This is a genomic window from Tindallia californiensis (assembly GCF_900107405.1).
Taxonomy (GTDB): Bacteria; Bacillota; Clostridia; order Peptostreptococcales; family Tindalliaceae; genus Tindallia; species Tindallia californiensis.
The window spans coordinates 151,503-164,553 of the sequence record NZ_FNPV01000008.1 but is presented as its reverse complement, the minus strand read 5'-3'; the positions used below and the strand labels follow the sequence as shown (position 1 = coordinate 164,553).

General features: G+C 39.9%; 11 protein-coding genes and 1 other annotated feature. Of the genes, 8 read left to right on the top strand and 3 right to left on the bottom strand.

What is annotated here, in order from left to right; all coding sequences use genetic code 11:
• Positions 1 to 318: 318 nt before the first annotated feature.
• Both leuC and BLV55_RS11915 read left to right on the top strand, forming a co-directional pair.
• Complete coding sequence (gene leuC, locus BLV55_RS11920; protein ID WP_093314727.1) at positions 319 to 1,581, top strand: 3-isopropylmalate dehydratase large subunit; 1,263 nt, start codon at positions 319 to 321, stop codon at positions 1,579 to 1,581.
• A 16-nt stretch (positions 1,582 to 1,597) separates the two neighbouring features.
• On the top strand, positions 1,598 to 2,101 hold the full coding sequence (locus tag BLV55_RS11915) for a 3-isopropylmalate dehydratase small subunit (protein WP_093314725.1): 504 nt from the start codon (positions 1,598 to 1,600) through the stop codon (positions 2,099 to 2,101).
• A gap of 56 nt (positions 2,102 to 2,157) precedes the next feature.
• On the opposite strand, the gene BLV55_RS11910 is transcribed toward BLV55_RS11915, so the two are convergent.
• Together BLV55_RS11910 and ilvA are read right to left on the bottom strand one after the other, a co-directional pair.
• Positions 2,158 to 2,859, bottom strand: coding sequence for a FadR/GntR family transcriptional regulator (locus tag BLV55_RS11910; RefSeq protein WP_093314723.1), 702 nt, complete (start codon positions 2,857 to 2,859; stop codon positions 2,158 to 2,160).
• Between the two features lie 126 nt (positions 2,860 to 2,985).
• A complete protein-coding gene (gene ilvA / locus BLV55_RS11905) occupies positions 2,986 to 4,227 on the bottom strand; it encodes a threonine ammonia-lyase (RefSeq protein ID WP_093314721.1) in 1,242 nt (413 codons plus the stop codon).
• Positions 4,228 to 4,267: 40 nt separating this feature from the next.
• Positions 4,268 to 4,499: a binding site (T-box leader), on the bottom strand.
• Positions 4,500 to 4,853: 354 nt separating this feature from the next.
• Between ilvA and citC the strand changes: the two genes are divergently transcribed.
• The 3 genes from citC to BLV55_RS11890 are packed head-to-tail and all read left to right on the top strand — an operon-like array spanning position 4,854 to position 7,326.
• Positions 4,854 to 5,894 (top strand): [citrate (pro-3S)-lyase] ligase, encoded by a 1,041-nt coding sequence (gene citC, locus BLV55_RS11900; RefSeq protein ID WP_242870115.1) that lies wholly within the window; start codon positions 4,854 to 4,856, stop codon positions 5,892 to 5,894.
• Positions 5,895 to 5,930: 36 nt separating this feature from the next.
• Entirely contained in the window at positions 5,931 to 6,440 is a 510-nt protein-coding gene (gene citX, locus BLV55_RS11895; RefSeq protein ID WP_207646074.1) for a citrate lyase holo-[acyl-carrier protein] synthase, read from the top strand.
• Entirely contained in the window at positions 6,433 to 7,326 is an 894-nt protein-coding gene (locus BLV55_RS11890) for a triphosphoribosyl-dephospho-CoA synthase (protein ID WP_093314717.1), read from the top strand. The genes citX and BLV55_RS11890 overlap by 8 nt, the downstream gene beginning before the upstream one ends.
• Positions 7,327 to 7,445: 119 nt before the next feature.
• Here the strand turns inward: BLV55_RS11890 and BLV55_RS11885 are convergent, their stop codons facing one another.
• A complete protein-coding gene (locus BLV55_RS11885; RefSeq protein WP_093314715.1) occupies positions 7,446 to 9,062 on the bottom strand; it encodes a methyl-accepting chemotaxis protein in 1,617 nt (538 codons plus the stop codon).
• 360 nt (positions 9,063 to 9,422) lie between these two features.
• Here BLV55_RS11885 and BLV55_RS11880 point away from each other — a divergent pair, with 360 nt between their 5' ends.
• From BLV55_RS11880 to BLV55_RS11870, 3 genes are all read left to right on the top strand, one after another.
• A complete protein-coding gene (locus BLV55_RS11880; protein WP_176968401.1) occupies positions 9,423 to 10,085 on the top strand; it encodes a GntR family transcriptional regulator in 663 nt (220 codons plus the stop codon).
• 179 nt (positions 10,086 to 10,264) lie between these two features.
• On the top strand, positions 10,265 to 10,954 hold the full coding sequence (locus BLV55_RS11875) for an RraA family protein (protein ID WP_176968400.1): 690 nt from the start codon (positions 10,265 to 10,267) through the stop codon (positions 10,952 to 10,954).
• Positions 10,955 to 11,050: 96 nt separating this feature from the next.
• On the top strand, positions 11,051 to 12,994 hold the full coding sequence (locus BLV55_RS11870; RefSeq protein ID WP_093314709.1) for an aconitate hydratase: 1,944 nt from the start codon (positions 11,051 to 11,053) through the stop codon (positions 12,992 to 12,994).
• Positions 12,995 to 13,051 lie beyond the last annotated feature (57 nt).

Sequence of the window (13,051 nt, the reverse complement as noted above, 5' to 3'; positions counted from 1 at the left end):
AAGACTTGGATCCTGAAGCGTATCCCTGGCACCCAACGCATAACCACAACCTCGCGCATGAGTATTCGAATCCTTTAACTCATAAGCTGCCCGGTGACTGCTATCGCCGGTATGAACCAAAGGTGATACAGCTTGTGCGTTTGCAGTGTAACGGTGGACCGGGAGACAGTCTTCGAAATGTAGTCTAGCTACAGGAGGAATTAGTCTTTGCCCAGATAGATCCTTTTCCTTGGTTCTATTATCCAGGGATGCGCTTCAGGATCCAAGTACTAATTCAATATTTTATTGAATAAACTTATTATACGAGGAGGAAGTCTTATGGGAATGACAATGACTCAAAAAATACTGGCCGATCATGCGGGAAAAGAATTGGTTACGGCGGGAGAGCTGGTAGAAGCCAACCTGGATCTGGTTTTAGGAAATGACATTACCACACCAGTAGCCGTAAGTGTTTTTCAAAAGATGGAAGCAACAAAGGTTTTTGACCGGAAAAAAGTGGTCGTGGTACATGATCACTTTACACCGAACAAAGACATACAATCAGCGGAACAATGCCGAGTTAGCCGTAATTTTGCGTTGGAACAGGATTTAGAGCATTTTTATGAAGTAGGCGAAATGGGGATTGAACATGTGTTACTACCGGAAAAAGGCTTAGTAATCCCCGGGGATGTGGTTATTGGAGCGGATTCCCATACTTGCACCTATGGTGCGTTAGGTGCCTTTTCGACAGGTGTTGGTTCAACGGATATGGCAGGCGGTATGGCACTTGGAAAAACCTGGTTTCGTATTCCGGAAGCCTTAAAATTTGAAGTGACCGGCAAAATGCAAGAGTGGGTCAGTGGAAAGGACGTTATTCTTTATATTATTGGGATGATTGGAGTGGAAGGAGCTAGATATAAATCCATGGAGTATGTGGGAGAAGGAATCCAAAACCTTACCATGGATGACCGGTTTACGATTGCTAATATGGCAACGGAAGCCGGTGCTAAAAACGGAATTTTTCCAGTAGATGAGAGGACAGAAGCCTATCTGAAGGAGCGGTCCAACCGAACCTATCAAGTGTATCAGGCAGATGAGGATGCTGAATATGAAAAAACCTACCAGATCAATCTTTCGGAAATTCCGCTAACGGTAGCCTATCCTCATCTTCCGGAAAACACACGTCCAGTGAAAGAAGCAAAAGAGGTGAAAATCGATCAGGTGGTGATTGGGTCCTGTACCAATGGAAGAATTGACGATTTAAGAATGGCGGCAAAAGTATTGAAAGGCAAAAAAGTGGCAAAAAACCTGCGATGCATTGTTATTCCAGGGTCACAGCAAGTACATTTGCAGGCGGTTAAAGAAGGGCTAGTAGAAACCTTTATCGAAGCCGGTGCTGTTTTTACAACGGCGACCTGTGGTCCCTGTCTGGGAGGCCATACAGGAATCCTTGGAAAAGGCGAACGCTGTGTATCAACAACTAATCGGAACTTTGTAGGGCGAATGGGACACACAGAATCAGAAGTATATCTTGCCAGTCCGGCAGTAGCAGCTGCCTCTGCTGTGACAGGAAAAATAAGCAGTCCGGAAGACATGGTATAGGGAAAGGGGAAAAACAATGATCGCAAAAGGAAAAGCGTTTGTCTATGGAAACAATGTGGATACAGATGTTATTATACCGGCCAGATATCTTAATAATGCAGATCCTTCTGCATTAGCCAGCCATTGCATGGAAGATATTGATGAAAATTTTGCTAAGGAAGTAGAAAAAGGGGATGTAATCTTGGCTGGAAAAAACTTTGGCTGTGGATCTTCCCGGGAACATGCACCGCTGGCCATCAAAACCACCGGTGTCTCCTGCGTAATTGCTGAATCTTTTTCTCGGATATTTTACCGCAATGCAATTAACATAGGGCTACCAATTTTGGAATGCGAAGCGGCTGTGAAAGAGGCAAAGAGAGGGGATGTGCTGGAAGTTGATTTTTCCGGTGGCACCATAGTCAACAAAACCCAGCAGAAAACCTACCAGACAAAACCCTTTCCACCCTTTATACAATCTATTATTGATCAGGATGGCTTGGTAGGAAAGGTTCAGAAAGAATTAGCCGCAAAAAAAGGATAAAAAGAAAAACCCTGAAACTCTGTTAACAGAAGTTAAAACAGAAGAACAGGGTTTTTTTAAGGTTTCAAAAGCTTATTCAAGATAGCGAGGGTTCGTTGAACATGACCTTTGACAGCTTTCTCAATAATGGGAGGATGACCGGATTCGATGGCCTTCATGATATCCAAATGATCCTGATGCCTAAGATCTAAAGGGTAAGGCGTTAATTCCAAGGATAAGAAACATTGTTGCCACTGAAGGCATGTTTTTTTATGCATTTCATGGATCATCGGATTTCCATAATAATGAGACAGGAGGAGTTCTAATTCCATCGACATAAAGACATCTTGATGATCTTGTGTGGACCCCAAAATCCTTTCCTCCTTTTGGATAACGTCATAAAGTTCTTTTAGTTGCTGAGGAGTTAAGGTAGAAGCCAGTTCTACGGCACAAAAACTTTCAATCATCATTCTGGACTGTGCTAATTGCTTTAGTAAATGAAAAGTTTCCTGACTTTTGTCAAAAGTTTCGGTTCCTGACAGGAGAAAATTTTCCGGGCCATTAAAATAAACCCCGCTCCCATGACGAATACTGACAATATCCTTTGCCTGTAATGTTTTAAGAGCCTCCCGGATGGAGGTTCGGCTAACGGCTAAGAGGGTGGACAGTTTTCGTTCGGAGGGAAGCTTGTCTCCGGGATGATACTGGTTATTTTTCATAAAAGCAATCAGCTGTGCAATCACAGCCTCGTAAAGAAAGATCTTTTTTTCAGTAGGCATAAAAGGGGCACTCCTTATGGTTATTGAGATGTCTTCTGTGGTCGAAGCAATAAGCCTATATCACTAGATCTTTATTTTACCTTATTCAGTGACCATGATCAATTCAAAGCTACCTGTCGAAGAAGGTTAATAAACCCGATTCACCTTAAATCCATCCTTTAGCAGTGCTTCAATAATTTCATCAATGTGAAGGTGACCATTGGTCTCTACCGTCACCTCCAACTGAACATTTTCATAACGATCCATTGCCTTGAACTGGTTATGATCCAGTTTGATGACATTGGCTTTCAGATCCGACAAAATTTTAGAAATATGAAGAAGTTGACCAGGAACATCCGGCAGGTCGACGCTAAAACAAAAAATTCGCCCCCGGGAAATAAGCCCCTTATTAATCATAGAAGAAATGGTCACCACATCGATATTACCGCCACTGATCACACTGACAATTTTTTTATTGGTAACCGTCAGCTTCTTCAGCGCTGCAAGCGTAAGAACACCAGCAGTTTCGGCAATCAGCTTATGTTTATCAATAAGCATTAATAGTGCTTCCATAATTTCTTTTTCAGAAACTGTAACAATGCCATCCACAAAACATTTTGCAATCTGAAAGCTTAAATCTCCTGGTCGTTTTACAGCAACACCTTCTGCAGAGGTGCGAATGAGGCTAAGGTCACAGACTTTATCATTGTTAAGCGAATTTTTCATGGTCATGGCTCCTTCTGGCTCCACACCAATCACCCGAATATTAGGATTCACTGATTTTACGGCCATAGCGATACCGGCAATTAATCCACCACCACCGATAGGCACCAGGATTTCATCAACATCCTTCAGTTCCTCCACAATCTCCAAACCAATGGTTCCTTGACCACAGATTACATCATAATCATTAAAAGGATGAACAAATTCCCGGCCTTCTGTTTTGGCAATATCCATGGCTTTCTGATAAGCATCATCATAGATATCACCATGGATCACAACTTCTGAACCATGAGCTTTAGTAGCCTCTACTTTAATTAATGGTGTGACACTGGGCATAACAATTTTTGAAGAAATACCGAGACGTTTAGCTGAATAAGCTACGCCCTGAGCATGATTCCCGGCAGAAGAAGCTACAATGCCATTTTTTCGTATCGATTCCGGTAAGCGGACAATTTTATTGTAAGCTCCTCGTATCTTAAAAGAACCTGTAAACTGAAGGTTTTCAGGTTTCAGATATACATTGTTCCGGCATTCACTGCTGAAAAAATCACTGTAGATTAACTCGGTTTTATTCACAATCCCCTCTACATTTTCTGCGGCTACTTTAATGTCGTTACCGGCCTCTTCTAAGCTAACATGTTTACTTTCAAAATCTTTTGCGGTCATGATCATCCCTCCTAATAAAATAAAAAACCGCCTCTATCATATAAGAGGCGGATATCCGCGGTACCACTCTAATTGCTCTTTTATTCCAAAGAGCCACTTATTTCGGTTCTATCAAACCTAAATCGATAACGAGATTAACCGTCCTTTCCTACTATTATTCAGAAATGCTCCCCTGGAGTGATTTGAGGCAATGGCTCCAATGTCGGCTTTCAGCATACACCGACTCTCTTTGATTGGAAGAACAAAGCACCTGTCTCCAGCAATGGTTTTTTCATTCATTAACTTGTCAGTAAATTATCATCTATTCTAAATATTTCTTCGATTGCTGTCAAGGCCTAATGAAAAAGTTTTTTGAAAAAATATTGTCTGACAAAGTAAAGTTCCCCAAAATGTGTAATTTTATCGATAACATTTTTTGATCGATGACAATGATCATACCGTTATTTAGTAAAGAGGAATAGGAATAGACATTGTGTTCATTCACTCATCCGTGATAGTATTTAGCTGAGGAAAATAGGGATATGTCTTCAAAAAAAACGGTGGGCTGCTGTGAAAAGCAAGTCGGAAGGCTTAAAGATAAGGACTTGCTAGGGGTAGATCCACTTGAATCGTAAGGAGCGGGTAGGATGAGCATGGATTATGGATTTACCTTAAAGCAATTGAATAGTGACAGAGAAAAGCAAATGGTTTCGGATTTTCTGATAGAACAAGGCTTAAAGTTGGAAAAAGATGTGGAGTATACGGTGGGCATTTTGAAAGGTGAGGAAATCATAGCGACGGGTTCTTTAAGCAGGAATGTACTAAAATCTCTGGCGGTTAAGGAAAACTATCAAGGAGAAGGCCTTACGAATAAAATAGCCACCCAACTGATCAATGAAGCTTATCAACGTGGAGAAACCCATCTTTTTATCTATACGAAACCAGAAAACCGGCGTATGTTTGAAGACTTGGGATTTTATGCGATTACAGAAGTGGAAAATTATGTTTGTTTACTTGAAAATCAGCGAGATGGTATAAAAACCTATATAGGAAATTTGAAAAAGAAAAAAAGAGACGGTCATGTGATTGGTTCCATTGTGATGAACTGTAATCCCTTTACCTTAGGGCATCAATACTTGATTGAACAAGCTGCCAAGGAATGCGATGTAGTGCATGTATTTATTGTATGGGAAAATCGTTCCAGCTTCCCGGCAGAAGTCAGGTATGAGCTGGTAAAAGCTGGAACAAAACATCTTGAAAATGTGTTTCTTCATAAAGGGGAAAACTATATTATTTCCGCCGCTACCTTTCCCAGTTATTTTTTGAAGGGCGAAGAAGTTCTTCGGTCCCACACCTTGCTGGATCTGAAAATTTTTACCGAATTTATTGCACCGGCATTAAATATTCATCGCAGATATGTAGGAGAAGAACCTTATTGTCCTGTAACAAAAATGTATAACGAAACAATGCATCAAGTATTACCGGAAGCGGACATCGAATTAAAAGTGTTTGAAAGAAAGAGACAAGAGGATAGTTGTATTAGTGCATCAATGGTTCGAAAAGAGTTGGCAGCCGATCGTTTGGAATCGGTTCGACAACTTGTCCCAGAAAGCACGTATCAATATTTATTAACGGAAGAAGGGCGAAGAATTACAGAAGCAATAAAAAAAAGCAATAGCAGGCATTAACCCTTTGTTAAAACTGGATTAATGGAGTGACGAATGTTGGATAAACGAATGAGAAGAGTGCTAGAAGCAAAGGAAGAAAGGAGCGCCTTTCAAAAGGAATGGATAGCTAGGTACCAATTACCGATGATTTCCCTAACATTAAACTTGCCAGGTGGTTTTGAAGCGTATAAAGAGTGGGAAACAATATTTCATATTGCCTTAAAAACCATTGATAGAGCTTATGACGGAAATATTGTAGATAAGCATAGCAGGTTGGGGAAATGGGGACCTGAAGGTTTTTGGGTCATTGATTTACCGGCAGTTCAAATAAAAGAAAAAGCCATTGACCTGGAAAACAGCCATCGAGGGGGGCGGATTTTTGATATTGACGTGCTAGACGAAAAAGGAAGCATGCTCTCACGTCGAGATTTACTAATGGAGGGAAGAGTTTGTTTGGTTTGTGATGAAAAAGCACTGCTTTGTTACCGTGAAAAAAAGCATGATTTTGAAGAAGTGAAGGCAAGTGCTCAAAAAATAATCTTCAAAGGATTGGTGACAGATGAATGAAAAACAATGGAGCTTATCAAAAGAGGCACTAACCATTGGACAGGCAATGACAGCAGGCATTCTTTTAGAGGTATCCTGTGAACCATCGCCGGGATTGGTGAGTCCCAACTCCGTAGGTGCACATAAAGATATGAATCTGATTAGTTTTCTTTTAAGCAGTGCGGCCATTGCTCCCTATTTTTCTATTTTTGCGGAAATGGGATTGGATTGCAAAGTGGAATCTCAGTTGCTCCCAAAGCTTCGACCATTGGGAATAGAAGCGGAGAAGGAATTTCTTTCCCTGACAGATCAGGTGAACACGCAGAGAGGCATTTTATTTCTTGGCGGTATTGTGGCAGCAGCAGCTGGTCTTGCAACTAATGCAGGAGAAAGATCGATGGAAAAAATATGCGAAAAAGTTTCCGTGATTTGTGAAGGAATGATCAAAAAAGAACTTGATGCTATTAGGGAAGATAAAGAAAGGACCAATGGAGAAAATCTATACATAAGCCATGGATTAACAGGTATTAGAGGTGAAGTTGAGAAGGGGCTTCCTTCCATAAAGAATATTGGATATCCAGTATTTCAGGATGCTATAAACAGTGGAATGAGCGTTAATGATGCAATGGTGCATACCCTGCTGCATTTGTTTTCTCAGGTGGAAGATACCACCGTTGTTTCGCGGGTTGGGATGGAAGGACTTCAAAAATGCCGAGAACAGGCGTTGAGAGTGATTGAAAAAGGTGGCATGGAGAGTAAAGAAGGACGGCAAGCGATGACAGAGCTAGATACCTACTTTATTAACCAGAATATCAGTCCCGGCGGATGTGCGGATTTATTAGCCGTAACAGTAGCGATTTATCTAATGGAAGGTTGTTTTTTCAAACTTGAAAATATTCTTGGTTAACGAATACCGCCTTTTCTGGTTTTGAACACAGAAAAAGCGGTATTCGTTGTTTTGGATCCTTCAGAAAGCATGGATCAAAGGGGAATACAAATTTGGATGGTATTAACTGATGAAATCAGTTAAACCTTAAACTTACCCAGCTCATCATTAAGCTTGACAGAGAGTGCATTTAACGATTCTGCTTCAGAAGCAATTTCGTCAATAGCGGACGATTGCTGATGCATGGATGCGTTTACCTCCTCCGAAGTAGCGGCTGATTCTTCAGATACAGCGGAAATATTTGTCATTGTCTTAACAATATCCGATACGACAAAGGATAAATCCCTCGAAGAGTCTTTAATGCTTTGAATTCCTTTTGTAATACCGCTGATTGATGTTGATATTTCGTTAAAAGATTTTTCCATATTCTCTACAGCATTCTTTTGTTCGCTGGAAATCTGTTTAGCTTTTTTCATTGTTTCAACTGTTTGACCACTTCCGTAAATAATAGCCGTCGTTATGTTGCGGATTTGATCTGTTGCTTCGCTAGACTCTTCGGCCAGCTTACGTATTTCCTCTGCAACAACAGCAAATCCCTTGCCTTGCTCTCCAGCTCTTGCAGCTTCGATAGAGGCATTTAAGGCTAATAAGTTTGTTTGAACAGCAATTGAACTGATAGAGTCAAGAATACTGCTTATTGACTGTGTATTTTTGTCTAGGTCTGAAATTGCTTTCTCGACACTATCGTTGGTACTTTCCGCTAACTCAGATTTTTCCTTAAGTTGCTTAATAGCCACCTCACCCTGTTCTTTTTCGCCAATAATCTTTTCTGAAAACCGATTCATTTCAGAAGCTTTACCATCCATTTCTTCAAAAACCGTTGAAAGCTTTGAGGCTGTTTGAGAAGCATGATCTGTATCGGTAGCTTGTGCACAAGCACCTTCAGCGATTTCATCAATTGCTTTGGAAACTTCATCCACTGTATCGCTAGCTTTTTGGGATGACATAGCCAAGGTTTCAGCCGATGATTTAGCCTTGGAAGAAATACCCTTTATATTTCGCAATAAACCATTTAAGACTTGTATGGTTCCTAAAACAATATTCTGCTTTTTCTCTGAAGCAGGGCTTATTTCTATAAGATCAACCGTTGCCGCAACAATGCCATTGAACCTGGCATTACGCTGATAAGGTGCGGCGACAATAATAGCGAGCCGATTTTCTCTTTTAGAAAAAGTACAATTGGATACTTGTGGTTTTCCAGTCTTCTCAGCGTTTTTGAAGTATGACCGATCTCCGTTAAAAAGTAGTTTTTTTGGATCCGTTACCGCCGAGTTATAGATTTGCTGACCTGTTTCGTCGGTAATAAAAATTCGCTTAATTCCTTTATGATTACGAAGAAATCCTTCATAATCATAGGCATCTTTTGTGGATAGATCTGATCCTTTTGAAAGGCTATGAGCTATGTGACTGATTTTTTCTGAGTAAGAGAAGATAATCGATGTTGTCTGTTTACCAAGTTCGGAAGATACAACCAAATTTCCGGCAGCAACATCCGTGAGATAGGTTAAGATTTTCTCATCATCCTTGACTAATCTAGAAGAGATAAAAAAATAGATGCCAATAAGCAACCAGGAATAAAGACCATATAATAACAGGTTCTTATCATATGGAAGCACAATAATGGGGACAGAAAAAAGCAAAGCACCTAGAATAATCTTTGGGGTTGCTGCTTTTGAAGACAGCCATTTTTTCAACATGGTAGTTCCCTCCTAAAAGAATGTGTTTTTTCCTACTTGTAAAAGTAAAAAGGTAAAAAAAGCAAAGAACCTTCGGATATTATACATACAAAATTTTCGGAATATTAGAAAGTGAAACGACACCGAGGAAATAGAAAGGATTTTCTGTATACAATATACAGAATACATTATAAAATAGACGAAAGAAAATAGCAACGGCGGTTGAAAAGGATTATCCGGATAAATTTTTTGTTAATTTCGAAATTTTATTGACAAGATCTAGCAGAAGGAAGTATACTGTATACAATAAACAAGAAACCGTTTGCATAAAATGAAGGTAACAATGTTAAGATATTATCATTCAAAATAGAGGTGTTAATGATGAATACAACTTACAAAGTAGAAAATATACAGTCCGTAAGCGATATCGTTTATAGTAATTTAAGAAATATGATCTTCAGTCAGGATCTTAAGAATGGAGATCGATTGATAGAGAGTAATATTGCTGAAGAAATGAATGTCAGCAGAACGCCGGTAAGAGAAGCGATAAAGAAATTAGAAGCGGAGGGATTACTGGAGTATAAACCTCGAAGAGGAGCTATTGTAAAGGGAATCAGTAGAGAAGATATCATTGAGATTTACTCCATAAGAAAGGCCATAGAAGTGTTGGCGGTTGAGTATTCCGTAGATAATATTACGTCGGAGGAATTAGAGAACCTCAGAGAGTTATCCAATAGATCTAAAAAGCATGCAGAAGCAGGAGAAACAGAATTGTTTAATAAAGTGTTGAAAGAATTTAATCAACTGCTGATAGAAACCAGTAGAAAACCAAGATTGATACGGCTTATAGACATACACTTAGATTATTTAGAAAGATTTCGATTAGCGAATAGAGGTCAAATCAATAGAAGAAAAGAAGCTATTGAAGAGCATGATGAAATCATCGAAGCAATCTCAAAAAAAGATAAAGAAGAAGCTAGAAATGCTGTGATAAATCATTTGAACAACGCTCAAAAAGCATACTTAGATGTGGTCTTAGAGTAGATAAAGGAAGGCGGGTGGTGAAAAACCATCAATCTTTGCTGTGGATTGTATACAGTATACTGAACTGAAACTGAAAAATGATGATCCAGAAAGCGATCAACGAGGATATCTACCAAGGCCTGGAAGCATGATTCATTAGAAGAAGGGGACACCTTAGAATCCTACAAGGGGTGAAAAAAGTGAGCAAGGATAGAATCGGATATCGTGTGAGAACAAAAATCAATCGATTAGATCAGAACACAATAGAAAAGATTAAGCAGTATGATACCACTTTGCTGGCGGATGGAGCAGGCAGTCGAATAGCTTTATCGAGTGACCTCAAGCCTGTGATCCAGGAAAAAAGTATTGTTGGACCTGCGATTACGCTTAAGCTAACCCTAGGAGACAGCTTGTTAGTTTCTAAAGCCATCGATATTGCTCAGGCGGGAGATATCATTGTGATTGATGCTTTTGGAACTGATATGAATGCGGTATGGGGCGACTTGAAAAGCCTGATAGCAAAGCAAAAAAACATTGAAGGAATTATTATTGACGGCTCCATAAGAGATGTCAGTGCTTGTAGGGAAATAGGTGTTCAGATTTATTGCAAAAATATAGTTTGTAGTTCCAGCACAAAAAACAGTCCGGGTGAAATAAATATCCCTATTGTATGTGGAGGTATGAATGTTCATCCAGGTGATATTGTTGTTGGTGACGAAAATGGCGTGGTAATATTGCCGGCAGATGATGTTGATAAAATTCTTGAAAACGCTAAGAAAAAGCAGGAAATGGTAGAAAAAATACGTCAGGAAATTATAAAAGGAAAATATATATCTGACAATATTTCGGAAAAAATGAAGCAATTGGGATACGAAGATGAATCGGTATAGATGAACTGGGAAAAAAAGACAAACCTTGCGTGAATATGAGGGAATAAAGGTATTCTGCAGTAAGATACTTTGGTTACTCAATGAGGAGTGGTTTTTATGGGAAAGACGGTTGCAGAAAAAATAATTAAAACTCACCTAGTGGATGGAAAAATGACAAAAGGCAGCGAGATAGGCATTAAAATGGATCAGACCCTCACTCACGACGTGACAGGAACACTGGCATACCTTGCCTTTGAATCGATGAAGATACCAAAAGTGAAGACTGAATTTTCGATAAGCTATGTCGATCATAATTTACTTCAGGTGGACTATAAAAACATGGATGACCATTTATTTTTGAAATCTACAGCAGAAAAATTTGGTGTTCATTATTCAAAAGCAGGAAATGGAATATGCCACTCCGTTCATTACCAACGGTATGCAGTACCTGGAAAAACCCTGATAGGATCTGATAGCCATACGACAACCACAGGAGGACTTGGAGTTCTTGCGATTGGTGCTGGTGGGATGGATGTGGCGATGGCTATGGCTGGCGAAGCTTTTCACCTTACAATGCCCTTCATCACAAATGTAGTTCTAACGGGTGAGTTGAAACCGGGCGTTGCGCCTAAAGATATTATTCTTGAGCTTTTGAGGCGTCTGTCTGTGAAAGGCGGCTTGGGCAAAATAATGGAATATACTGGCGAGGGTATTAAGTCGTTAAGGGTTCCGGACCGGGCAACGATTACGAACATGGGAGCTGAACTGGGAGCAACAACATCCATTTTCCCAAGTGATGAAATGACAAGAAAATTTTTGAAAGCACAAGGAAGAGAAGAAGACTGGACAGAAATCCTGCCGGATGAGAATGCGGTCTATGATGAAGTGATAGAGATTGACCTGAATGAACTGGAACCAATGATTGCAAAGCCGGACATGCCGGACAATGTAGTTCCTGTAAAAGAGTGTTCTCATGTGAAAGTGGATCAGGTATATATAGGGAGCTGTACAAATGCCTCCTACTCAGATATTAAAAAAGCGGCGGTTATGCTTAGGGATAAAACAGTACATCCTGATGTTAGTTTTATTCTATCAGCCGGTACTCGCCAAACATTTCAGGAGTTGATCCGTGACGGTGTGATTCAAAGCTTAGTAACATCAGGAGCGAGAATTATGGAACCTGGCTGTGGTGCCTGTGTTGGCATAGGACAAGCCCCAAACAGTGGTGGTGTTTCTGTAAGGACATCCAACCGAAATTTCAAAGGCAGAAGTGGCACAATGGATGCTCATGTATATTTGGCAAGTCCGGAAGTGGCAGCAGCTGCGGCATTAACGGGGTATATTGAAGATCCGAGAAGAGTATTTAACAGCAGAGAACTGGCAGCCTTTGTGGAGCCGACAAAATACCTGGTAGATGATAGTCAGGTAATAAAACCTAAAAATAAGCACACAGATGAAGTTGAGATATTAAGAGGTCCTAATATAAAACCATTGCCTATTAACGAAGGGATAACAGAAACCCTGAAAGCTCATGTGGTATCAAAATTAGGAGACAATATGACAACCGATGACATTATTCCGGCTGGTTCAATCTTTTCATCTCTTAGATCTAATGTGCCAGAGATATCGAAGATCACTTTTGGCAGAATTGATCCGAATTTTGTGGAAAGAACCCAACAATACAAGAAAAGCATTATTGTAGGGGGAGAAAACTATGGACAAGGATCCAGTAGAGAACATGCGGCTATTGCCCCTATGTATCTTGGTGTAAAAGCAATCCTTGCTAAGTCTATTGCAAGAATTCATAAAGCTAATTTAATCAACTTTGGCATTCTGCCCCTGATATTCCGGGACAAGAAAGACTATGAATATATTGCCAGGGATGATGAGCTGGAAGTGGTGCAAATAATTAATCAAATTAAAAATAAAAAAATAAGCATCCGTAACAACACTCAAAACCTTATCATTGAAACTGTGCTGGACATATCGGATAGGGAAGCAGAACTTTTAATTGCCGGTGGACGTTTAAACTATGTGAAACAAAAAAATCAAATAAACTAAAGAAACTATGTACAAGTTGATTTGAAGATAGGAAGAGGAGGGGATAAGGAGCGAGGA

Bases quoted from the DNA above. Each gene is read 5' to 3' on its own strand.
- leuC (WP_093314727.1), top strand. From the start codon at position 319: ATGGGAATGACAATGACTCAAAAAATACTGGCCGATCATGCGGGAAAA.
- BLV55_RS11915 (WP_093314725.1), top strand. From the start codon at position 1,598: ATGATCGCAAAAGGAAAAGCGTTTGTCTATGGAAACAATGTGGATACA.
- BLV55_RS11910 (WP_093314723.1), bottom strand. From the start codon at position 2,859: ATGCCTACTGAAAAAAAGATCTTTCTTTACGAGGCTGTGATTGCACAG.
- ilvA (WP_093314721.1), bottom strand. From the start codon at position 4,227: ATGACCGCAAAAGATTTTGAAAGTAAACATGTTAGCTTAGAAGAGGCC.
- citC (WP_242870115.1), top strand. From the start codon at position 4,854: ATGAGCATGGATTATGGATTTACCTTAAAGCAATTGAATAGTGACAGA.
- BLV55_RS11890 (WP_093314717.1), top strand. From the start codon at position 6,433: ATGAATGAAAAACAATGGAGCTTATCAAAAGAGGCACTAACCATTGGA.
- BLV55_RS11885 (WP_093314715.1), bottom strand. From the start codon at position 9,062: ATGTTGAAAAAATGGCTGTCTTCAAAAGCAGCAACCCCAAAGATTATT.
- BLV55_RS11880 (WP_176968401.1), top strand. From the start codon at position 9,423: ATGAATACAACTTACAAAGTAGAAAATATACAGTCCGTAAGCGATATC.
- BLV55_RS11870 (WP_093314709.1), top strand. From the start codon at position 11,051: ATGGGAAAGACGGTTGCAGAAAAAATAATTAAAACTCACCTAGTGGAT.